General features: G+C 64.9%; 9 protein-coding genes. 1 reads left to right on the forward strand and 8 read right to left on the reverse strand.

Annotated elements, in window-relative coordinates; genetic code table 11:
- Positions 1-415 precede the first annotated feature (415 nt).
- From ACWGE0_RS35395 to ACWGE0_RS35430, 8 genes are all read right to left on the reverse strand, one after another.
- Positions 416-6,895: an RHS repeat-associated core domain-containing protein gene (locus tag ACWGE0_RS35395; protein ID WP_452265244.1), complete on the reverse strand. Its 6,480-nt coding sequence runs from the start codon at positions 6,893-6,895 to the stop codon at positions 416-418.
- Between the two features lie 159 nt (positions 6,896-7,054).
- Entirely contained in the window at positions 7,055-11,926 is a 4,872-nt protein-coding gene (locus ACWGE0_RS35400) for a LamG-like jellyroll fold domain-containing protein (protein ID WP_452265245.1), read from the reverse strand.
- Between the two features lie 453 nt (positions 11,927-12,379).
- Positions 12,380-13,051: a hypothetical protein gene (locus ACWGE0_RS35405; RefSeq protein WP_452265246.1), complete on the reverse strand. Its 672-nt coding sequence runs from the start codon at positions 13,049-13,051 to the stop codon at positions 12,380-12,382.
- Between the two features lie 596 nt (positions 13,052-13,647).
- Complete coding sequence (locus ACWGE0_RS35410; protein ID WP_452265247.1) at positions 13,648-14,931, reverse strand: Wadjet anti-phage system protein JetD domain-containing protein; 1,284 nt, start codon at positions 14,929-14,931, stop codon at positions 13,648-13,650.
- The gene (locus ACWGE0_RS35415; protein WP_452265248.1) at positions 14,928-19,055 is read right to left on the reverse strand and encodes a TIGR02680 family protein; all 4,128 of its coding nucleotides are present in this window, start codon (positions 19,053-19,055) and stop codon (positions 14,928-14,930) included. The genes ACWGE0_RS35410 and ACWGE0_RS35415 overlap by 4 nt, the downstream gene beginning before the upstream one ends.
- Positions 19,048-20,262: a TIGR02678 family protein gene (locus ACWGE0_RS35420; RefSeq protein WP_452265249.1), complete on the reverse strand. Its 1,215-nt coding sequence runs from the start codon at positions 20,260-20,262 to the stop codon at positions 19,048-19,050. The genes ACWGE0_RS35415 and ACWGE0_RS35420 overlap by 8 nt, the downstream gene beginning before the upstream one ends.
- Positions 20,259-21,875 carry a TIGR02677 family protein gene (locus tag ACWGE0_RS35425; protein ID WP_452265250.1) on the reverse strand — a complete coding sequence of 539 codons (1,617 nt, stop codon included), beginning with the start codon at positions 21,873-21,875 and terminating at the stop codon, positions 20,259-20,261. Before ACWGE0_RS35425 ends, ACWGE0_RS35420 begins: the two co-directional genes overlap by 4 nt.
- 366 nt (positions 21,876-22,241) lie before the next feature.
- Complete coding sequence (locus tag ACWGE0_RS35430; protein WP_452265251.1) at positions 22,242-23,519, reverse strand: S1 RNA-binding domain-containing protein; 1,278 nt, start codon at positions 23,517-23,519, stop codon at positions 22,242-22,244.
- Positions 23,520-23,683: 164 nt separating this feature from the next.
- Here ACWGE0_RS35430 and ACWGE0_RS35435 point away from each other — a divergent pair.
- Positions 23,684-24,683: hypothetical protein (locus tag ACWGE0_RS35435; RefSeq protein WP_452265252.1), on the forward strand; the 1,000-nt coding region annotated here is incomplete at its 3' end.

A 24,683-nucleotide genomic window follows, 5' to 3' on the forward strand; every position in this document is an offset into this window, starting at 1 on the left:
CACCGCCGTCTCGTGGGTCGGTCTCATAACCGCACCGATCGCCAGCCTTGCCGACTCGGGTCTGCTCACCACGGGCCACTCACACAGTCAGCGGGAGGGACGCGATGATCAGCCAGTCCAGCGGTCAGCACACCGATCAAGCTGGAGAATTCGCTCGAGCACATAAGCTACTGCGACAATTCAGCCTGCCTGCGAGCTACATACCCATCTAGGTCCCTTCGAATTTCCAAAACATCTTGCGGTGCAAGTTTGATAACACCACAGTGCCGAAGAGAGCAATTCCGCGGACCTGACCCGTCAATCAGGGAAACTCCACCAATAGACTCGTCATCGTAAACTTCAAGACACAGAACAGGATGAAACTGGCAATCCTCGTAGATGTCGCCGGGCCTTATGTCCGGGATTTCCAATTTGGTCACCGCGGCTTTCCATTCGACTTAAATAACTTTTGCTTGATTAGTATACTCTGCGCATCTTTCGGCAGGTCCCCCCAGGTGGACACATATCCGTGGTATGTACCTGGCCTATGAGGTGCAAAAATGACAATTTCTCCCGCGTCGGAATCATAAGCGACACGCCTTCCGCTATTCGAATTGAAGATAATGGACCGATCTAACATCTCTCCCGGATTTGTCGGCTCGGGGGCAATATGGCTACCAAGTTTTCCCTGGGAATGCTTTGGGTTCGCCTCATAGTTCATCCTCGGACCGAATGGCACCTCGCCACATGAGTTATGAACCAATACCGGCGTGTCGCCTGCCACCACATGGTATGTGTGGATGCCGTCAATAGTGAGGTTGTGAACCCGTTTGACCGCGATCCACTTTTTGATCGCGGTTACATGCACCCAAGTGGCTGGCAAGGTCTGCACCACCGAACCGATACCGAGCTCTTTGGCATACGCCCAGCGCTTCTCCAAGGGCAGCCAGAAGGGATGCTGACCCGTCGCGATAATCTTGCCACCGCCAACCTCGATCTCGACGAGGTTTTTGATGCCCTCCCCAACTTTCGTCGCGATAACCTCCCTCGCACCCGACTCAGCCGATTCCGGGTCTGTCGCGAGAACGTGGTCACCAACCTCAATCTCGTCGATGCGTTTGGTTGTACCGTCTGCCATCAAAACCGGGGTGTCACCGGTGAAGCTATGCGGACCACAGGCAGATCGAATTCGAGAAGCAGCTGCCGCAGCCCCGGTCACACCGCCTGCAGCCATCCCCAAGAAGTCGTTAGCAGTTTCCTCCCAGAATTGAGATTTCGCGCAGGCCGACCAGTTGTCCCGGCAATAATTCGCGGCAATGTCCTTCGCACCACTGATATCGTCAGGGTTCTTCGACAGATGGATCCACGCCATCTGGCAAGCCATGCGCCCGAAGCACGCGTACTCGCCATCACCCATCCCGTTGTCCCAGAACTGCCAGCCATAGAGGGCGCTCATGTACCGCGAGGACCAAATCGAGATAAGTTGGTTTGAATCGTTTGTTCTGGGCGAGTTTTCCCTCGTGAACTTTTGCCGGGGCGATTCGCCGCCGGGAGCGTCGGAAGCTTCTATCGGCGCCGCCGAGTTATCTGTCTTCGGTGTTCCCAGGGTACTGCTGCAGCCGCCGCCGTCCATGCAGCCCATCGCGAGCAGACCGGTCGGGTCACTGAAGGTGACGGGACTGTTGTTGGCGTAGGCATACCCGTTCCATTGCTGTGGATCGGCGGTGTCCATGATCGGGTCGATCGAGATGAACCGGCCGATCGCAGTGTCATACTCTCGGGCGCCGATGTGGGTGAGGCCGGTGTTGTCGAGTGTGCCGCCGACGAGTCCCTTGTCCATGAAGGCAGGCCATGTGCCTGCGCCGCCGCGGACCTCGCCGAACGGCAGGGTGCGCCGGGTGCTGACCTTCTGGCTGAGAGCGTTGATGGTGATCTGCGTCGTGCCCTGTTGGTCCGCTGACATCCACGTGATGCCGGTCGACGTGCGCGTGCCGATGGGCTGACTCGCGTGCGTGTAGTAGCGAGTACACGTCTTCGCGCCGGACGATGCCGTGTAGCGCAGCTCCTGGCCTGGCAGGTACAGCGTTCTTCCAGTCGGGTCTCGCTTGATCAAGCGATGACCGTCGGCGTCGTAAACGTACGACGACGCACCGGACTCGTCGACCGTGGTCGCCACGCGTCCTTCGAGATCCCATGTCATCGTCTGTGTGGCGCCACCTGGGGACGGACGGGTGAGCGTGTTGCCCACCTCGTCGTAGGTGTACGAAGCTTTCCTCGTTCCCCCTGTGTCCGCGGTTACGGTGCTGGCCAGGCTGTGCTTACCGGCCGTCGGAAAGTACTGGGTCATGCGATCGCCGGCGCTCGTGCCGTGTTCGATCAGCTTGGTCCGGTCGCCTGCGACGTTGTAGCTGTAGGTGTGCCAGTACTTCGACGGGCCACCGAGCGCCTCGACAGAACGCGGTTCTCCGCAGTTGCCGGAGGTCGGGGTCCACGCCTCGATCAAGCGCCGCAGGTGGTCGGTCTCGAAACACTGTGTGTCCGAGCTGACCGAATCTGCTACACGGGTGATGTTGCCGGCGGAGTCGTAGCCGTACAGCACGTTGGCGACATCCGAAGGCCCAGTCTGCTTCGATGTGTGAATCTGGCTGAGCCGACGGGTGTGCTCGTCGTAATCGCGCAGAACATCAACCGTGCCGCTTGTGCTGTTGCGCATTTGGTAGGTCTGCAGCTCACCGAACGGTGTGTAGCTGGTGCTGGTGATGAGGTCGGTCTTCAGCTGGGTGCTGTAGCCGGTCTTCTGCGTCGTCGGTTGCCCCAACGTGTCGTAGCCGTAGAACAGGGTCTCCTTCTTGAGATCGCCGGTCGCTGCGATTTCAGTTGAGGAGGGCAGGTCGTCGGGGTTGTAGGTGTAGCCGTAGTTGTAGGTGCCGGCGAGGCCGGTCTCGTTCGCCGGGATCGTGATGGTGGTTGCTGTGGGCTGCTGGTCCAGCCTCATGCCGGTGTGTTCCTTGATGTAGGCACCGAGTTCGCCATGCCTCACCGACTTCACCAGCGCACCATTGATCCTGGTGCCGTCGGCGAGCACGTCGTAGAACCACTCCGCGCGCACCGGGCGCGTGGACGAGTCGTCTCGCGTGCTCGTCTTTCGTCCCAACGCGTCGTATGTGTAGGCGAGACTCTTGCCTCGTCCATCCTTTGTGGACACGAGCTGGTCCGCGTCGTCGTACGTCGACTCGGTCACGCCCTTGTCCGGGTCGACAGCGCGAACCTGTCTGCCACGTACGTCGTAGGCGTACTGCCATTTCTTGCCTGACGGGTGAGTGACCTCGGTCAGCTGACCCTTGAGGTCGTAGGAGTACTTGGTCGCGTCGAACCCTGTCGCGCTGCCGGCGACGACACCCGAGTGGTACTGGCGAAGCTCGGACTTGCGACCGAGTACGTCGACCAGCGTCGATGTCACGACGCCGCCAGCCGGTGGGGTCACGTCTGTACGGTCACCCGCGTGGTAGGTAGTCGTGCGGAACAACTCCTCACCACCAGGGCTGCCCACCGGCACCAGCTTCTTGAACACCTGGGCGATCTCGCGGCCGGCACCGTCAAAGGTCGTCAACGTCGCCGATGGAACCGCATCCGTCGGCACGAACAGCTCAGGACCGGACATCGCGTTCGCCACGTAGGCGTTGTTTGACCGTACTGCGCGGCCTGCCGAGTCGTAGTAGGTGTCCGCGACTACCGTCTTTGACGTGTCTCCGGTCGCGTCGGGCCGCTGTGTCTGACGTGGCCGGAGCAATCCGTCGAACAGCTCGCGCGACGTGACATATTGGCCACCGATCCAGACGCTCGTCGCGACAACAGCAGGCCCGTTCGTTCGCTCCAGGTAGGAAAACTTCTTGTCAGCAGGCCGTCCGTCGTTGCTGAGGCGAGGTTTCCACACCGCCGTGGTACGGCCGAGGCCGTCGTACTCGATCAACGTCTTTCGCTGATTCTCATCGACGGTGGACGAAGGCGTGCCCCACGCCGGCTGCTGGACCGTCTTCGTGACCCAGCCCAACGCGTTGGTCGTGGCTGTCTCCGTGACCGGCCCACCAGCGGCGGGGGTGTACGCCGTGGTCGTCGTTTCCCTGGGGTCAGTCAACTTGGTGACCCGGCCGTAGACGTCGTACTCGGTCACTGTCTCGGCAAGGTGAGCCGCTGCGCCGTTGACGTACGACTTGAGGCTCTCGGTCCTGGTGACGTCGCTCTTGGTCGGAGCGACGCCGTGGCCCTGGCCGTCGTAGTAAGTCCTGGTGTCTCCTGCGATGTGCGCGTCCTGCAGGCCCACTCCGGCCTTCGCTTTCGCGCAGTTGACGAGAAACTCGCGTTTGCGCGAGACCGTGCCGATCAGCCAGGCCGACGTGTTGCGCGCGTAGTCGGTCAACCTGCACTTCTCGTCGCCAGCTACTGCATCGTCGCCACGATCCTCTGTTTGCGTCTCAGTTCCGTAGGTCTGGTCGAATTCGGTTACCACACTGGTTGTGCGGAATCCGCGTCCACTGTCGAGCGCGATGCGTGAATGCTTGCTCGCGGTCGAGGTGTAGCGAGCGTAGGTGGTGACGTCACCGATCGTGCGACTTGCCGTCGGTTCCGACTGCCAGGGCACGGTGACGGTTGCGGAGACCTCAGCACCGGTTGGTCCGTTGTAGACGATCTCTTCGCGCACCGTTCCCGCGAAGGCATCCTCGTCGTTCGTCTCGGGGATGTTGCCCACGGCGATGGCCGGCATTGGCACAGTGCGGGTGCCGGACGGAAGCTTGTCGCCGTGCATGCCGCGGAAGTAGCGCTTCTCGGTCAGCGTTTGCTCGCCGGACTCACCCTTGCGCGTCTTGACGGTCCCATATCCGCGCCACACCGACCACGTCTTGTCCTCGGCCTTGATCAGGCCGTCGTCGTCGGTGTAGTGCCACGCCGCGTTGCCGACGTACTCGTAGCTGGTGACCACGCGCGTCGAGCCTCCGGTGAGGTCGGACTCGGTCACGCTGTTCACGACGTACTTGTGGAAGTAGTCCCAGATCGAGTCCTTGTTGCCTTCTGGCTTCCAGCGGACCGGATAGCAGCGCAGAGTGTTGTTCTGCAACGCTTTCTCATCAGGCATCCGCGCACCTGGCAGGCAGTCCGCGCCGGAGTAGGTGATGTCGATCTGGCCGCCGGTCTCGGTGTAGATGGTCTTGAGACGCCACCACTTCATCGCCGCGTGCTGATCAGAATGGGTGTCGACGCGGTTGCTGCGCTGTTCGCCCTGGAACCGGATGTCCGGCACGGCGGTCTGCTGGCCGACCAGACCGACGCGCGAGATCTTGTCCAGCCACAGACCTGCCCGTGTGCCATCGCCGGGGTCGGGGAACGAGTGACCTAGTGTCCACTTCTCAACCGGGTTGCCACCGACCTTCGTGGTCACTGAGGCGAGTCGTTTGGTCGACCAGAACGTCGGGGAGCCGGTGAGGCAAGGACTTGCATCGCACGCACGGTCCCACGGCACGTCCGGCCAGTGCACGGCGTCCTTCGTGCCACAGTCAGCCAGGCAGCGGTCTGCCGGCTCGAACACGACCTGCATCGGCGCGGTTTCGGACCGGTCGCTGCGGGTACCGTAGTCGATCTGCCGCAGCACTGACGCCCTGTCGTACTCGACGGGATCGGTCGTGGTGTTGTTGCGGGCGTACTTGTTGGTCTCCTTGTCGTAGCTGTAGCTCATGGTGTTGCCGTGCAGGTCAACGACATACTCGAGGTTCCAGCGGTATGGCTGCGAACAGAACGAGTCCTTGAACGCGGCCGCCTCGCACGGTTCACCGGCGTGATTGCCCGCGACCTGAACATTGAGCACGGACTGGCGGCTGCGCCCGAACCAGCGTTGAGCGCCGTCAGGAGTTGTGACGATCCAGTGCGCGCCGTTACGCGCGCCATTGTCGATGCCCTCGGCCCCGTCGCGGAACTCGACGCGGGTGCCGTCGTCATTGCGTAGGCGCCATCGCTTCGACGGCGCAGGTTCCTTGATCAGCTCCCCCGCGTGGCCCTCCATTGACAGGGTGGCGTTCTCGTTGCGCCAGCACAGGTCGCCGGTCTCGGTGGTGTTGCGTGCGCCGTTGGCCATGTCGTCGGCACAGCTGACGTACTTGCGTTCGATGAAGTTCGCGCCAAGCTCGAAGCCCTCACCAATCCACGACGGCTGATTGTTCGAGGCCGCCATCCGACCGTCGACACTCGCCGACGAGTACTCCAGCGCCAGCGACGGCGTCGGGCCTCCCAGCGACGGCGGCATCCGCAGCGGGTAGTTCCAGGTGAACGCACCGGTGTTCGAGCCGGCCGACCACGTGGCCGACGAGGAGAGGCTGGTCGCCTTGAAGCTGCCCGATCCGCTGGAGGTACCTGCGGCCAGAGCCATGAGCGAACCGTTTAACGAGCTCGCCTCGGTAGCGGTAACTGTGCCCTTGGCCAGGTCATTACGCGACGGAACAGCCTTCGCGGCGCACTCCGGCTTGTCCGGTGTGCGAAGGGCGCATTCAGGTAACTCGACCAGTCTCAGCCGGGAAGCCCAGTCGCCACCGTAGGCCCAGCGGAAGGACGAGTAGTTCACTTCGACCTTCGCGGACCCACCCGAGACCTTGAACAGAAGGCCGTCGACACCCGACGCGCGGGCCTTCTCCCGGTCGAACGTCTCGATCCTGATCTTCGGCTTGCCCCTGGCCGCACTTGCCTGTGCGCCGTCGGCGGCAGCCACCGACACCGGGGTGTCTCCGACCCTCGCGGTCTTGTTCGCTGCCACCGCCCCGAGATCGATCTCGGCCGCGGATGCCTTCGGCCAGACCGGCGCACTGCCGGTGAAAGCTGTGCCAGTTCGAACGTCCTCGTTCTTGCGCAGGCCGGCTTTCTCACCGGCGATCACGCGTTCCTTCTGCGGTGCAGGCGGCCGGTACGGGGCCGCGGGTGTGGGCGAAGCGGTGAGCACAGTCGACGCGAGCGATGCGGCGAGTGCGACGACCAGTCCACGCTTGGATCGGGCTGTGGGCATGACACAACTCCAGTTCTGGGCAGGGTGGACTGGTCAGCTGAAGAAGACACGGGCAGGCTCGAACCAGCCGGAGCCCACCTGCTTGGACTCCGTGTACGGGAATCCGGTGAGTCCGTTGGTGTTGGTCCACGACCACACAGTTCCGTCCAGGCGAACGGTGATGATCTCGGCTTTGCCGTCGCCGTTGATGTCGGCGAACCAGGTGCGATCCGGCGTCCAGTCCGACCCGATCTCCTGCGAGATGTCGTAGGAGCCGTAGCCGAGGCCGCTGAGGTTGCGGAACGCCGACACGGTCTTATCGGCATTCACCGTGATGAACTCGGCTTTGCCATCACCGTCGATGTCCGCGAACCGAATGCGGTCCGGGGTGTCGGTGGTGACCTTGACGATGACCGGGGTGGTCGCGAACGCAGTCGACTGGCCACGCTCGTTCATGCCGAACAGGTTGCGGTACACCCGAACCCTGCCGTCCTCGTCGATCGCTACGCGGTCCGAGCGGCCGTCACCGTCGATGTCGGCGAAGCGAATGCGGGTGGTCCCGCCGGGCGCCGAGCCGATGACGGTGGCAGCACCGAACGGGAACCCGTTCATGCCGTTGACGTTCTTGAATGCTCTGATTGTGCCGTCCGGGTCGATCCCGATGATCTCGGACCTGCCGTCACCGTCGATGTCGGCGAACCAGGTGCGCTCGGGCGCCCAGCCCGAACCGATCACCTGCGGGTCATGCGGGTAGGGAACGGTGTCGTTGACGTTGAGGAACGCGCGAACAGCCCCATTCGCGTCCACTGAGATGAGCTCGTCACGAGCATCGCCGGAAACCGACGATCCGGCCCGGGGTGTCCGGTCGAGTGCCTTGGGGGCCAGCGCTCCCTGGAACGCCTTCAGTTCGTCGATGTTGCCGTTGAAGTACTCGCCGGCGCTGCTGCGGCCTACCGACAGCACACCGGTGGAGTTCCAGCCGACGACGCCGGTGACTGTGCTCTTCAGCATGTCGGGACTGTCTTGGTAACCGACTGTCAGTTTGAGGATGCGGGCGCTGGCGTCGTAAGTGGCCACGAGGTGCGTCCACTTGTTCGCCACAGCATCGCTCTTGGCTCGCCACCACGTCGACGGGTTCACCGCCGCGTTCGGCATCTCGGCGCTCCACTGGGAGCCGTCGTACCTCAAGGTGAAGGAGTCCACTCCGGACGGTCCACGTTGAACGACGACGGCCCGGGCAGTGCCGGTGCCGTTGAGCTTGGCCCACACGTCCACCGAGAATGACTGGTCGGTGTTCAGCACAGGCTCGCTCGTGCTCGCGGAACCGTTGGTGCCGTTGAGCTCTAGACCACTAGCGCCCTCCACGGCCGATCCCCATTTGGCGCCACCGGCGAGGTTGAGCGCGAGATGGCGGCCGTACTGCGAAGTGTCACGAGCGGTCGAACCGGTCTCCTCGTTGAACTGCCACTCCCCTACACCGCTCGCCTCGATGGCGTCAGCCATGGACATGACCTCTTGCGGTGTGATCGTCCGGTTCCACACGCGCATCTCTGCCAGGTCACCGTGCCACGCCTCGGCCGCAGCGGAGTTGCGCAGCGCTTTGCCGATCCACACCTGGCCGTCGGCGTTGAACCCGTTCGTCACTGCTGAGGTCGTGCGTTGCAACGCGCCATCGACGTACAACCGAACCTCTCCGCTGAGGTTGTCTCGTGTTCCAGTCAGATGAGTCCACACACCCGCGACAGCCGGAGCATCAGACGTGGCCACGTTCTGCGCGGCATTTACGGCGTCGTTCGCCGCCAGCGCGAATGCCCACTTGTGCGTTGTGGCGTCGTACCCGAGCCGGAACGCGGACGTCGTCGCGCCCTGCTGACTCATCGCCGTGCGGTTCACTGCGTCATCGGTGAGCCGAACCCACGCGGAGACCGAGAAGTCCTTACCGGTATCGAGCACCTTCGCCGTTGCCGCACCGTTGGCGACGCTTCCATCGAAACCCACCGAGCCCTGACCACCAGCGGCTCGACCAACACGAGCCGTGTCAAGACCAGACAGTGCGAGGTCATGGCCGTTACCGGTGGCGTCGAACGCTGGATCATCACCACCGAACCAATACGCCTCCGCCGGCTTCGCCCCCGCCACAGTGAACTCAAACGTGCTGCGCTTCGACAATCCGGCGTGATCAACCGCCTCGACGAAGAGCTTCTTCAAACCGGACGACGGAGGCGTCCACCGCACAGACTCACCGGCGCGCACCATCGTCGACGGCGGGTTCGTGAAACCCCAGCGATACTTCACGACATCGGTCGAGGTGCTGGAGAAGGTGAACGTGTCCGCGATGCCGAGAGATCCGCAGCCGTCCGGGGCGCAGCCCGAGGTCCTGTACACCGACGAGGTGAGTGTTGGGGCATCGGGCTCGGTGGTGTCGACGGTGAATCCGCACCAGCCTGACGGCGAGCCCCACACCTGCCAGTCGCCTGCGGTGACGCGGAAGACGTACTTGCCGCCGTCGGTGAGGCCGACGCCTGCCATCGGCCACTGCTGTCCGCCGTAGCCGGTGCCGACCACGCCGGGGTAGAGCTGCCAGCTCGTCCAGCCGGGCAGGTGCGCGACGATGTCGGGAGCGCCGTCCCCGTTGAAGTCCGGGGTCATCAGGGCGCGGGCACCGGACCAGCCGACACCGATCTCGTACTGGCCTGGGCTGCCGGTGTAGGGCGAGCGCTTGCCGCTGCCTGGGTACAGCCACATGCGGTTGTCGTACTCGGCGATGATGTCCGGAGCGCCGTCACCGGTGCGGTCGATGATGCCGTAGAAGGTGTACGGGCCGAAGCCAACGCCGATGCGGGCACGCTCCTGGGCGGACTGCGCCCGCTTGCCCTCACCGGGGTACAGCCACAGCTCGCCGTTGCCGTCCCTCGCGATCAGGTCCTGCTTGCCGTCCTTGTCGAAGTCGGCCAGGCCCGCCAGCAGGTAGCCGCCGAAACCGAAGCCGATCCTGACAGGCGGCTGGGTCGACACGGCACGGGTACCTTCACCGGGATAGACGTACAGCTCACCGGACGAGTCGTTGCGGGCGAGGATGTCCTTCTTGCCGTCGTTGTCCCAGTCCGCGACTCCGGCGATGGTGAAGCCGTTCCAGCCCTCACCGATCAGCGCCCGAGCGCGCAGAATCCTTCCGTTGCCGGGAAACAGGTAGAGGAACCCTGCGGTGTCGCGGGCCAGCACGTCCGGATGGCCGTCGTTGTCCCAATCCCCCGTCGCGACAAGGGTTTCCGAACGATCGAGAACGCCGTCGTCCAGCTTCGGCGGTGTCGGGATCGTGGTCTGGGCTGTGGTGTTGCTGCCCCACGGATAGGTGTCCCGCACCTCGGCGACCGGCGTGTAGCTGCCGTTCTCGCGGACCCGTGCCCATTCAAAGCGGGCCTGCAGTGACGGATCGCCGTCCTTGTCGTTGACGCGAGCGCGCAGCGTCGGCGTCACAGTGGGAACGAACGAGGTGAGGGTGCAGGGCTTGAGGTCGGACGTCAGACTGTCCGGCGCGTCCGGCGGCGAGTTGTAGTCGATCGACAGAACCGGCGTGACGGCGTTGAAGCGCTTCCACTGGGCCGTGTCGTTCTCGTCGCCGACGTGCAGCACGAGAGTGATGGCATCGCGGTTGTCGTTCGCTGCGGCCTGGACGACTCCCCGGATGTCGAACTCGACATCTCCGGTGCCCGCGCAGTTGTGCTCGTTGGTGTACTTGTGGTTCGCGGGCACCGAAGCCGCCCACTCGTCACCCATCCAGCCCGGCTGGTTGTTCCACGTCGTGGAGCCGTCGATGTCGTTGGTCCACCGTGCGATCGCGTTGGAACCACCGCTGTTGCAGTGCGAGGCCCACATCTGCTGGATCCGGAACGATGCCCCGTTGATCTGCTTTCCCTTGACAACACTGGTGTCCATCTTGAAGTACGACCGGACGTTGTAGGTCGTACCGGCCGCACACCTGCCCATCGAATCAGGGAAGTCACAGATCAGACCGGTGCCGACCGCGCCCTTCTTGTCGGCCTCCTGCAGGAAACCGCCCTGCCAGAAACCCTGATTGGCCATGTTCGTCTTGTTCGTGACCAGCACCCACTGGCCGTTGTAGATGCGGCCCGTCCACGACGGGTCGATGTACAGCGGGAACTGGGTCGACGTGTCAGCCATCATCGCCGCGTCCGGCGTGACGGTCAGCTCGCCGTTGGCAACCGAGACAGGCATCGTGACCTGACGCGGCGGCCTCGGATCGGCCGCCGCCTTCATCGGCACCGTCGCGGCGGACTCCCACATCAACGGCGTCGGAGAGGCGAAGATGACGTTGCCCTGCGCATCCTTGGCGTCCAGACCACCCGCACCATTGGACGCCGCCATCACGTTCTTCGTGGCGAACCCGAAGTTCACCTTGGCCAGCTTGGAGTTCTGAGCCGCCGTCCGGTTCTTCACGATCAGCAACTCGGAGAAACCACGAGCCGACGCCGTCAGCCGCAGATCGACGCCCGGCAGCACCTCGGCGTACGTCGCGCTCGGACCAGCCAGCGTCGGCTTCGGCAGCGCACCGAACGGCCAGGTGATCGACAACTCACGATCCCCATCGCGCAGCACCGCCGCCGGGCCCTCGCCACCACCGGAGAACACCAGCGGCAGCGCAGCGGCCTTCGGAGTCACTGTGGTGCCGGTGGGCCGCAGCTCCACGTCGATGGTGGTCCAGGAACCGTCAGGCTGGCGTGACCAGCGTGGTTCCACCGAACTCTCGGTCGTGTAGCCGCCGTCGGGCTTGGCGAACGTCTGCGAGTTCTCCGAACGCCGATCGCCGATCTCCACCCGGCGGTTGCAGCGCGCCGCCATCTCGGTTGCCGCCACCACGGTTGGCTGCGCGTCAACGCACACCGGCTCGGCCGCACTGGCCGGCACAACCATGAACGTGGATACCACTGTCAACGACAAAAACGCGCGCAGGAACAAGCCCTGCGTCACCCCGACGCGTGTCAAGAAAAGCCCCCCGCTATCCGCGCATGTCCCCCGACAACACGCGAACCCCACCCTCGGGCAGGGAGTCTGCCTGCTCAGATAGCAAATGACAATGAGGCCGAACGGGTGAGACCGAGCGCACGGCGATACATAAGGCAGAGGAGTGTGACGGTGAAGGTCCCCGACGGCGCGCAGAAGTCCTTGTGCCGCACGCGTGCGGCACAAGGTGGACCTGCGTCACGTGACGCAGGAGCTGCGAAAGGAGCCGGCGCGGCTGTGGTGACCGCATCCTGGCGACGCGTTCCCATCGCCGGGCTCTCGCCTGTCAAGGAAGCTCGATCCCGCAGGATCCAGTCCCGGTAGGTCAGGTCCGGACAGTCACGCCTGGGCGTGAAGTCAAGCGCCGATCGGCTTGCGGACTTCGGCGGCCTTCGCTGGACCGTATTTCGTGAGCAGCACTTCATCGATCATCTGGGCATGCGTCAGGCTCTTCTGCTTAGCGATCGCACCCAGCGTGGCGTCGGTGAAGTCAAACAGCGACGGCAGATGGAACTTCCATGCGCCGTCCTCACGCAGGAAGCTGAGAAACACCGTTGTCTGTGCACGGGCAGCGCGCACCTTGCCTAATGCCTTGCCATCGTTGATCGTCAGGTCGCCCAATGTGATTGCGCTGATGCTGTCCTCGCTGACCAAGCCCTGGTCGATGACAGCCTTCACCAGGTCGCCCGGAGACGCGGTGCGCAGTATCACGGGGTCCATGTCGCCGCGCATCGAGTACACGAGGATCCGGCCGCCCGGAACCAGAGCGGCGACCTGCTGCTCGGTGCCGGTGAGCGCGACTTTCCTGACTTCGTCGTAGGCGCTGAAGGTGCTGCTCGACAGCACCGATACAGCGGTGGCACCGTCTTTGGCTCCTGCGGCCTTCGTGAAGGTCTCGAAGGCGGCGCCGATGGCCTGGGAGTCGTCGACGACCTGCGACGTCGAGGACGGAGTGGAGGTGGTGGCCGGTACCGAGGTGCCACACGCGGCTCCGAACACGCACACGGCTACCACGAGAAGTCGCTTCACCAGCGGAGCGTAGCCAGTCAGCAGGCATCGAGAACGCAGAACCTGACATTCGGCGCGGTTGCCATCAGCTGATGCAGCGGGACGAACCCACGGACTTCCACCACTGGTAGCGCTCGTCCTCGGCCGATCAGGTTCGGCCAGAGGATCCGTTTCAGCGTTGAGCCGCAGAGTCGAGCACAGAAGCCGCTTGTCGCTACCCATTGAGTACTTTCATAACCTGATGGCCGCAGATACAAGATGTTCAGCGCAGTTGAGCGCACTTGACCCCCAGATACGGGTTCACAGGCCGCTGACCTGCAAAGACAGGCACATTGGACGCAGCTGGGCGCACTTGACTGCGAATCAAGTGCGTTGCTGGCTGTTGCACAGCCTCCCAAGATCCACTCCTTCGTCCCCGCGGTCCACACGACTTCGCTCCACCTGCGAAGTTGCATGAAGAAGTCCCTCAGGCCGTGCCGAAGACGCGATCGGATGAACGGGAACGTCGCTGCGCCATCTGGACATCGATCCGAACACTGCACGCCAGCGCCTCGAGCCACTGGACCGGGAGATCCTCACCATCAGCATCCGCAGCCCTTACCCAGCTGATCGACCTTCTAACCGAGATCGTGGAGGACTTCCGCGAGTCCCTTGAGCTGATCCACGATCACCGGCGCGGTGTCGTACTGGATGCTCTCCTGCTCACACCGCTCTCCGGTAGTGGCGATCGCGGCGGCGAGCGGCCGGAGCAACCGCGGCCCGTGGTTCACGAGCTCGGCGGCGGCGCGCCGCCAGGTGACGTAAGCCTGCTCGTCCTTCTCCTCCAGCTTCGTGCCCCCGGACCAGATCTCCGGCGTCATGCCGACCGGCAGGACCTCGCGGTCGAGGCCGTTCTCCACCGACTGCACGATCTCGATGCCGTCCGGGTCTAGGTCGCACCAGGCTGCGATGCGGCGCGGGCGGATGCGTTCGAGGAACGGGATCAGGCCCTTGCTGACGTTGCCTTCGAGCCAAACACAAAGCCAGGTCTCGGTGAGGTCGGTGTCGCGGCGGAGGTGTTCGAACGTGGTCAGATTTTCCACCAGCAGCACACCGTCCGCCGGGCAATCGAGCTCGCCCGCTTCCAGAACTCCCTGCGCGGGAATGTCGATCCACGGCCTACCCAGACTCGCGTCAGCGACCGGGGTCTTGTTCGTCCACATCAGCGGGCCGGCGACGCGGATCAGTGCGTCGGTCCACTGCAACGCCTCCTTGAGCCCCTTGTCTACAAGCCGGGAGAACGCCACCAACTGGGCCATGGTCCACTTCTTGGATCCCTTGAGCGCATTGGAGGCGACTTCACGCTCCCACGGCACACGCTTGGCCGACCACCTCGGGTACCACCAGGCGGCCGCCCTGATCGCCGCCTCGTAGGCGGACCAGGACTTCGTCGCGGTTGCCGACTCCGGCGGCACTTGCGACGTCGTCCCCAAGGGGAGAGTTTCGAGCAGTTCGCGTTCCCCATCAAGCTGCGGCACGCGGCGCATGACTTCCCAGAGCGCCAGCCGCTCGCGCACCACCCGAAAGCTGTTCACGCGGTCCCGGTACCGCTTGCGGCCGCGCAGGCTGATGATCGGCCCGTCCACTGCGATCACGAGCTGGTGGATGCCGACACCGAACACCGTCTGGCGCAACGCATTGTCTGCCCTGCGCAGGTGCACCCCATCCGCGCGTACGACGCGGCGGCCGTGACCGAACAGGGCGTGCAGGTCGTCCAGCTTCTCCGCGTCCAACTTGAGATCGAGCCACTTGTCCAGCTTTCCGCCGCGGACGAACCGGCTCCGCGCCGCCTTGCAGAACGCGGCACCGCCGGGGGTGCTCGCCCATTTCATAAGTTCGGGGTCGACCGGCACGACGCTCACTCCTGTTCACCGAGGATCGGTGGTGGGGGCGCGGTGTTCAGCGACCAGTCCTCCAGCCGGTAGCGCCGGGTGCCGTCCCAGACGATCGGTGTGGCGAGAACGCCGTGCACGTCCGGGTCTCGGAACAGCTGGTACGTCAGGACTCCGGGCACTGTCGGGTGGAAGCCCCATTCGTCGTGGCTGGCCATGACGAAGTCGAGGTCGAACTCCGTCAGCAACCCGATGCAGCTCCCCCGCATCTCCGAGTCGATTCCGGCGAACGCCTCGTCCAGGTAGATCGGTCTCGGTGAGGTCGGGGCCGCGCCTGCGTAGTGCGCCGCGGCCGCCGCGAACATCGGCAGCTGCAGCATCACCGCCTTCTCTCCGCCGGAGCCCCTGCGATGCAGCTCGTCTGTCAGCGGGACGGCCTTGGGTTTGTCGTGGTGCTTGACCTGGAGTTCGAACTCCGACCAGCGGCGGTAGTCCAAGGCCTCCGTCAGGTGCGCCTTCCAGTCCCCATGCTCGGCGCGCTCCCGCGCTTCGCGGACCTGCTCGGTCAGGAACTTGATGAGCGCGTCGCGCGCGTCCGAAGCGAGGAAGCTCGTCGAGCCGCGGTCCAGCAGCTCGATCGCGTCCCTCACCTCCGGGCCGGCCTCGTCCGAGGGCTTCCACTTGATGCTCATCAGCATCTTGGAGGCGGTGGGGTGACGGCCGAGCTGCGCGTCCATCTCGTCGACGAGCTTGCGCGCTTCGAGACGACGCTGGCGCAGGTGCTCGCCCATCGAGCCGAGCAGCAAGTCGGAGTACAGCCGCCGTTCCTTGTCCTGCACGTACGTGCCGCGGATCGCGATCTCGTCGACGATCAGGTCCCGCAGGTCGGACACCGGGTGATCCGCACCGTTGAACGTCACCTGGACGACGAAAAGATCTCCGTCGTTGTCGCCCCACGGCCGCCAGTCCGATCCGTCGATCTCCCGCTGCAGCCGGCGGAACTGGTCATCGACGTCGTTGCGGGCGTTGTTCCGCGCGGCGTCGTCAGACTCCTCGGCGGCGAGCAGCTCGTGGACACGCGCCGCCGCGGCGAGATCGTCCGATCCGGTGTCCACATCGGACTCACCGATGAGCCTGAGGAACCCCCTGGCCCTGACCCGCTGGAACTCCGTGAGCGCCGTCTGCTGTTCCGCGAGCCGCTGATCACAGTCCGCGCTCGTGGAGAGAACCTGCTGCTCGAGCGCTCCCAGCCGCTGGCGCTGCCCCTGCTGGAGGAGGTTGAGCTTCTTAGTCTCCTCGACGGCCAGCGCCAGGTCCTTCTTGGCGTTCTTCAACCGCTCCAGCACCTCGTTGATGCCCACACCAAGCAGCTGAGTCTGCTCCTCGAGCTCCTTGGTCAGCCGAGTCTCCTCTGCGGCGGCCTCCGCCGACTCCCCCGCGAGTCCGTCGCGATCGGCGGTCAGCTGTTCGACGCGCTGCTCCGTCGCGACGTGCTGTGCGGTCAGCAACGCAACGGCGCCGAGATGGGCGGCGAGCCGTTCAACAGCGACGTTCAACTCCATCAACGCAGAGCTCATCGCATCGAGCTGTTCCGGCGCCATCGGGGTGAGGTGCTCGACCGCGTAGACCCGGAGAGCTTCGGTCGCTCGGCGCAGGATCTCCTTTACGTCCCGCAGCCGTTCTGTGGACTTCTCCAGCTGCTTGGTGAGCTCGTGCTCGTGCTTGCGCGCGGCGACCAGCTCGCTGAGCCCGTCCCGGACTGCGGTGTCGACCGGTTGAGCGCGTTGCTCAGCGGTGAGGGCACGCAGGCGGCGGTCGAACACCAGCAAGTCCTCGTCCGCGAGTGCGATCAGCTCCTTGAGTTCGGCGATGCGGGCGTCCAGTTCGGCGAGCCTGCGCCGCCTGGCCGCCTCACGAGCGTGCGTCCCGATGTAGCAGGCCTGCTCTTGCCCGGAACTACCGCGCAACGGGCCAATCGCCCACCTGCCGTCTAGCGAGACCCACGAACCGGCCGTCTCGTCCCCTGTCTGTTCATCAACCACCGCGATTCCGGCGAGGATGCGATCGACGACCGTCTCCGGAACGCTGCCATCCGGTACCGCGCACAAGACGCTCATTAGCGACGAACCGTCGGTGTGCACCCGATCTGCCAGCAGCAAGGTGTCCCAGCTCTCCGGGTTCACCAGCGTGCCGTCCGGTGTGACCCAGGCGTCAAGCATCCCCGCGCCGAGCAGTGCCGCCTCGACCGCCGCTCGGGAGTCGTCAGCGATGGCGGGGTGGAAGTCGACCAGGCGCCACAGCGGCGCACCCGCGACCTCAGTCCGGTCGCGGCGGGCTACGAGCGGAACCGGCGGAGGCGGATCAGTTTCGAGCGCGACTTGCTCCCGCTGCGCCGTGGTGGATTGGAGGTCGGCCGCGAGCGTCTCCTTCTGGGTACGCCGCGTACCGCGCTGCTCGATCAGCTCGGCGCGGACATCTTCGAAATAACTTGCGATGCGCTCGGCCAGCCGTGGCGCCGCCGGGTCCTCGACCTGGTCGACTGTTGCCACGAGCTCAGCGACCTGATCATCGGTTAGCGCGCACTCCCGGCACTGCCCGGACCACGAGACGATCGCCTTGGACAGCAGCTCGGCCTGCTCCTCGAACCTGAGTTCGGTGTCCTGCACGTGTTCCACCGCACTGGTGCATCGCGCACCGAGCTCGTCATGCGTGCTCTGGAGACGATCGACCGTATTCTGCGCTTGCAGTCGCTCCCCGAGCAGCCGCTGGGTTTCTCTGACCACCGCCCGGCGCGTGGTGATGTAGCCGTGCAAGGTCAGCTGAGCACCCGCAGGGTCGGTGCGCAGTCGGTCCGACTCTTCCTCGAACTCCTGCCGCAGCCCGGCGGCCAACGCGTGAACCGCCGCCTCCACTTCAGCCCTCGCTACCTCCCGGTGCGCCTTGCCCAGCCGGCCGGTCACCCCTTCCAGCTCCTGCTCTGCGTCAAGTTGCTGGTTCGCGGCCTTGGTCGCGCGCAACTTCGCCGCGGACGCCTGTTTCCTGGCAGCCTCGACATCGCTCTGAAGCCGGCTGAGCGCCTGCTGGTTCCGCATCTCCGGACCGCTCTCCAGAGCACGGATCTTCCCGGCGAGCCCCTCCCGCTCTTCGCCCAGCAGACGCAGGTCCTCGTCCGCCTTGCTGACAGCTCCCCCGATCTCGGAAAGGCCCGTCTTCGCTCGTTTGCCCCTACCCAATGCCTGCCGGTGATTCTCCTTGGCCTCCAACACGTCCCCGGTGACGTGCCGGGTCATCCTGCGCGCATACCCGCGGTAGCTGCTCAAGAAGAGATCGATCTCCTCCTTCGCCTTGACGAACCGCTGAAGTTCGTCCTGGTCGCCTTTGAGGTCGTCGAAGTTCTTGGCGAGCCCGGCGACGAGTTCGGCGTCGATCGGGGGCAGGCCGTCCGACAGGATCTCCTTGAGGCTCGCGACGCTGAGGTTCTCGCTCAGCTTGGGACGACGGAGGATGATCAGCAGCTCCACCAAACTGTGCAGGCGTTCCGGCGCCAGGCCGAACAACTCACGCGCGAGCGTGGCGCGATAGTGCTCGGCGGTGGTGAACACGGAGTCGTCCGCTCCGCCCAGTCGCACCGCCAGGTCGCTGTCGTTGAGCGGCCGGTTCGCGTTGTCGTGCAGGTCGAAGTCGACGCCGACGCGCAGTGGCGTAATGAAGTACCAGGGGTCTGGACTGCCGGCCTTGGTCTCCTTCGCCCGCATGCCCGCGCCGATCGTGCGGTACTCGGTGCCACCGTCCTCGGTGATTCGCCCGTACTCGCACCACACGTACCCAATCTGGTGCGTGCGCCCGCCGAAGAGCAGGTTGTCCCGCATGGACCTGGCGTTGCTGCCGAACGGGTCGAGCCGCCGGGCGTTGAGGTTGGCGTCGAGGAGGAACGGGCTGGTCACCTCCAGCACCTTGGTCTTGCCGCTGCCGTTGCGGCCGTGCAGGATCAGCCGCCCGTCGTGGAAGTTGAACACCTCGTCGCCGTACTGCCAGATGCCCGCTAGTCCGGTGCGCAGCGGCTTGAACCGGGTGCTGGCGGGTACCGGCGGAGCACCCGACAGCAGTGCCGCGAGCTGAGCGCCCCGCAGCGCGGTGGAATCGGGATCAGACATCGGAATCCTCATCGGCCGGTGCGTTCTCTTCGCCGGGCAGGGTGAACAGCACGGGAGCGGGCCGCAGCCGTGGTGTGGAAGGTTGTTCCACGTTGCGATACCTGCCGAGTGCGGGCAATGGCCGCACGCCGCCGTCCACCTGTTCGACCAGCCTCAGCTTGGTCAGCACGGTGAGCGCGGCTTGCCTGGCCTCCTTGGCGCTACTGGACTTGATGCCGCGGGCGGAGAGATGACTCGCGGTCCGTTCCGCGATGCGCCCCAGTGCTATGTCGTCCACCACGGTCGAGGAATCGGTCACGCCCGGTTCGTCGGCGAGCGCGGCGGCGAACAGCAATGCCGCGAACGCATCCTTAGTGTCCTTGGGGAAGACCAGGTCGGTCAGCTCCTCGTCGATTACAGCGGCACCTTCCGCCCGCACCTCGAGCCGGGTGTCGAGCATCTCCCTCAGCTGCCGCACGAACAGCGCGCGCTGGTTGCGGAAGTAGTCCAGCTCGTCTGCGGGGAGCTCGTCGAAGTACATCACCGGCAGGTCGACGAGACGGCGCATGGCTGCGTGGCGTCGCCTCCGGTTTCCGCCCTCCACCGTGTCCGGATAGGACTGCTGGGTGAGGTGCCCGACCTCACCCGCTCTCGTTGGTGAGGTCGGACATGCCAGCAGCAATGCAGCCGTGCGGTGATCTACGTCGTAGAGCGCGTTCCCTTCGGACTCGACATACTTGTTCTCGTCGTCCTTGGTGGACGCGCTGTCCCGCACGGGAACCAGTGCGCCACAGGTGGTCAGCAGCCGGATCGCCTGGACGAACGCCTTGCGTTCGGCGTACTCACCGGGGTCGTAGACAGGAATTCCCTGCGCAGTAGCCGTGATCGTGGTGACTTTGGCGGCCAACTCCGAGATCACCGTCTGCGCTCCTGCGTCCTCCAGCGTGGCGAGCAACAGACAGAACAACGCACAGCACCGCGCGGTCGGGGCGTCGTCCGGGTGCGCCAGCACCTGCGGCTGCGGCACCTTCACCAGCCGGATGACGTCTCGTTCGATCACCAGGGGCCAGCCGAGGTACTCGTCGAACCACGCCTTGAGCACCTTGCCGTGCCGATGCACCAGGGCCGCAATCCGGGCGTCGCGGCCGCTGTTGTGCAACAACGGTTTCAGCACCAGGAAGCGGGCAGCCTGCCGGATCTCCTCCTTCGCGGTCTCTTCTAGGATCACGAGCTGGTCTCCATGTCTTCCAGGCTGATGTGGAAGTCGGCAATGCTGAGCGTTCCGCGTGGTGTGGCGATCGTGGCGAACTCACCGGGCCTCGCTGGTGCCAACGTCACCCGGATCAGCCCATCGCTGGTTTCCGCTCGGCGAACACCCTCGCGCGGGTTGCTCGCCAGCGCCACGTCGAAGCACCGGACCAGAAGGTCGAACTCCGCGGCGGGCAGGTGCGTCAGGCTCGACAGCCGACACGGAGTCCGCCCGACCAACGACCGCGCGGCGGCCTCCACCGCGGCGTCCTGCGCTCGTTGCCGCTCCCGCAACAGCCTCTTCGCCGCGCTCTGGTCCGGCAGCCGCCCACTGACCCCGCTGCTGGCCCTGGGTCCCTGCGTGCGCAACCGCGGCGAGATCGGCGGAGCGACGCCTTCCCACCACCCGAATCCAGGACGGATGTCCAGCTCGGCCTCCGCCGCGTGCGGCGCACCGAGATGCCGCGCCGGGTAGAGGCCGAAACCCGCGCGCCACAACCGAACCACGTCAGCGTCCTCGGCGGAGAACCACCGTGCCATCGTCACCAGGTCCGCCCGCCGGTTCACCCGGCGGAACCGCTCGTCATTCAGCTGGCGCACGGTCGTCATGATCCGGCTGATCGCGTCGACAGACCGTTCCGTCAGCGTGTTCACCACCGGCTGCTGGTCTCCGTCAGCGAAGAACCACCGGCGCAAGCCCGTCCACTGGGCCTGCATGACCTCCGCATCACGGGCGGCGGCCGCCTCCCCGGTCACCCCAAGCGCGGGAGCGGCGTCAACACCGGCGATCTCTTGGAGCGCGATCAGTACGCCTCTGCTCTCGGCGAGCTCGATCGCCTCGGCGATGCTGGACGCGAACTTTGAGAGGCCGACCGAGAACGTCTGTAGGTAGTCGACGACGACGCGCTTGTACGCGAGGAACGATTCCGCCTTCTCCTCGGAGTCGACGTGCAACGACCGGTTCAGACCCTGGACGAACAGCTTGGCGTTGTCCGAAAGCTGGGTGAACCCGTTCACCACACGAGAGAAAGCGGCGTACGCGTTCTTTGAGCGGTCCTCCGCTTCCTCTTCTGTCTCGATCTCCGGCTCGTCAAGCGCGGAGGCTAAGGCCACAAGAGCCTGAAGCACCTCGGGCAGCATCGACGCCTGCAGAGCGCCTGTCACACCGAGCTCCTGGTCGATCCTGCTGAGCTCGCGGTGGACGATCGTGCCAGCAGGTGTCATCTGATAGAGGAAGTCCTGTTTTAGGTACTCCTGATAGCTGCCTTTTCGATGCGTGTTGTGGATCCGGTCGACGTTGCCCCACTCATAGAGCTGGTCCAGCAGCCCAGCGACCGGCGGGCAGGACGCGGATCCACCGGCCAATCGGCCGACCTGCTCGGCCGTCCGCTCCGCGATGGTCGCGGTCGGCAGCTGGAGGCCGAGCTGCGACTCCTCCTCGACCAGCACGTCGAGCACGATCCGGTAGAACGGCGCCAGTTTCGTCGCCAGGTACCTGACCACCGGCATCCTGCCGGGCACGACACCCGCTGCGGCCAACTCCAGGAGCTTCGCACCCGCAGCCTCCCACGCCAGCTCCAGCTCGTCGTCCACAGTCTCGGCTCCTCTGGTCGACCGCCTCGTCTACCCAGACGTGTCTACCTGCCGCACGCATGCCGTCATACGGTGATCGACGACCGTCACCCGATTCGAGCAACTCGCCGACGATGTTCGTGAGGGATTCCCATCACTTACTCCTTACACGTGCGGGCAGGTACGCAAAACCGCCAGTATCAGAGCTTTTCGATCTTCACGAGAGCATCAATTCGGAGTTGGCAGCGAGACGATCCTGACCTCAGGACGACCAGTTGACGTATCCCTGGAAGGGAATACTCGATCAATGTCGATGTCAGTCCGGCAGAATCGCGAGACAGGGCGATGCCCCCGTGTGAGTCACGGGGGCATCGGCGAGTGCAGCGGTCAGGCCGCGCTCGGCACTTCGTCTGGCTCTGGCAGTTCGCGCAGCAGCGTCTTGCCCGTCTCCTTGTTCGTCCGGTAGACCTCGACGTAGATCTCCTCGCCGAGCTCCACCTCGTTGTTGTTGAGGTCCGCCCTCAGGTCCTCGGACATGTCCTTGACCAGCAGCAGGGCGTTGCGGCCGGTCGTCGGCAGGCGGAGGAGGAGGTAGCCGCCGCGGCCGTTGTCTTCCGGCACGACTCGCGTCACCTCCGCGTGCCCGCGCCAGTTCAGGGCCGCCTGCGGCGCCTCGTTCGAGGAGATGGCCCGTGGCCCTGTTCCGACGCTCATCAGGCGCAGGGCGATCCTGCGGCGGTGCTCGTCCACCGTCACGATCATCGTCTCGATCTCCGCGCCAACCGCCGGGAGCGTGCCGGCGAACTGCTGGCTGGGCACGAGGCCGTTGATGCCGTACTCGACGTGGACGAACGCACCGTGGCGCTCGTCCACGTTGACCACACGGCTCTTCAGCACGGTGCCGGGCTTGTACTTGTTGCTGAGCAGCGGCCACGGGCTGCGTTCACCGCTCACGAGCGTGTACCGCATCTCCTTGCGCATCGGGTCGATCACGAAGGCTCCGTCGAGGACGGTCCCGACCGGGAACATCTTCCTCATGTCGTTGACCACTCTGCTGACGTCGGCGTCCGCACTTCCCATGACGCCGTAGCGACCGGAGTCATCGCGCACCATCACGTAGTCCTTGTCGGCGTTGATGACCTTGGCCTTGACCGAGGTGGTGCTGCCACCCGGCATCGGCATGGGCGCCATCTCGTCGGCGGGCTCCTGGCTGAGCGCGTTGAGCTGCAGCGCGAGCTCCTTCCTCAGCGTCTGCATGTCCTGGTAGTTCTGGCTGTACGCGATGTAGCGGTACAGCCCGCGGATGTCGGACGGGATGTCGTTCGACTCCTGGGTGATGACCACCGTGCGCTTGTTGAGCATCAACGCCCAGGCCATCTCGAATGCGACGTTCGGCGAGCCGCCGGTGAAGTCGGCGACGACGACCCCCGCCTGCTGCATCGCACGCCACACCGCCTCCAGGACGCCCTGGGCGCCGTAGAGGCTGTCGACTCGCACTGGCGTCATGCCGCACTCTCGCACCACCGGCACGCACACGTCCGTGTAGAACGCGTCGAAGTCGAACGGCTGGCCGTTGGCCAGTTCCTTGATGCCGAAGGGCATCGCGAAGAACACGTGGTCCGGCTCCGGGTTGAGGGTCCGGGTCGGCTTGAAGATGGCGCTCATGGCCTGCTCCTCTGGTTGCTGTTGTTGGTATCAAAAGCATCCCGGGCACTCGCTCACAGACCATGAGCCTGATGCTGACAATCCACTCACACCTCGCGGCGTTACGGTGAGCGAGCCGTGAGCGATAACCAGTGCGGAATCTCCACCGGCCGCCGGGAGTCACCATGAACGTCAAGCGCATCGAACTTCTTGACGGCGAGATGCGGCTCATCTCTGGTGACGAGGAGCGCCCCCTCAAGGGGCCCACTTTGCAATGCCTTGTCGCCGAACTGCTCGCCCGCTCACAGACCGGCGCCACGCCCAAGGAACTCATGCGGGCCCTCGGCTGCGCCAAAGGCGCCCTCCAACAGAACCTCTACCGCTTACGCACCATCCACGATCTGCACGTCCTGAATGACAACGAGCGATACCAGATCCTCCACGGGACGCTCACTGCGGACGTAACGGAGTTCATCGACGCTGCGGATCTCGGCGAGGCCCACGCGACAGCCGACCAGGTGCGCAGGGCACTCGCGCTGTGGAAGTCAGGACCGCCGGACATCCTGCGTTCCACCCTGCTGTGGAATCGGCTCCACGCTGCCAGAACAAAGCTCGACCAGCGGCGCGCGCAGCTCGTACGGCGGCGCTTGCTGATCGTCGAGGACCAGGTCGGCGATCGTCTGTGCGAAGTTCTGGGCGACTATGACTGCACGGTGGTGCGTGACCTCCAGGGATTCTGGGCGGTGCGCCCGTACCTCGGCAGCATGTTCGACGGTGCTCTGGTCGATCTGCACCTGCGACCGGGCTACGAGGACCGCGACGGCGAGATCGTGGTCGACGCGATCAACAGCTCCAGTGCACTCCCCGCCGTCCTGATGACCTTTCGGATGCCCGGAGGCTTCGACGTGATTGGCTTCCAGCGCCGCTACAACCTCGTCTCCGTGGTGACGAAGAAGGACGACGGGCCCAACGCCGACTTCGGCGGCATCGCCTCCGTCGTACGAGAGATGTTCGCCGCAGACGCGGGCACGAGGCTCTTCGAGATGCTGGAGGACACACTGCCCTCGCTGCGCCGGCGTGCGGGCAAGCAACTGCGGCTGACCGGGCGTCTGGGCAGCCTCGACATGATGCATCTCAAGTACAACAAGGTTGTCGGCGTGGCGCAGCGGGGCGATCTCGCCTCGC

This window comes from Lentzea sp. NPDC054927 (genome assembly GCF_053610285.1).

What these genes read in the sequence shown, in the direction of transcription:
- ACWGE0_RS35430 (WP_452265251.1), bottom strand. Translation starts at nt 23,519, where the DNA reads ATGAGCGCCATCTTCAAGCCGACCCGGACCCTCAACCCGGAGCCGGAC.
- ACWGE0_RS35415 (WP_452265248.1), bottom strand. Translation starts at nt 19,055, where the DNA reads ATGTCTGATCCCGATTCCACCGCGCTGCGGGGCGCTCAGCTCGCGGCA.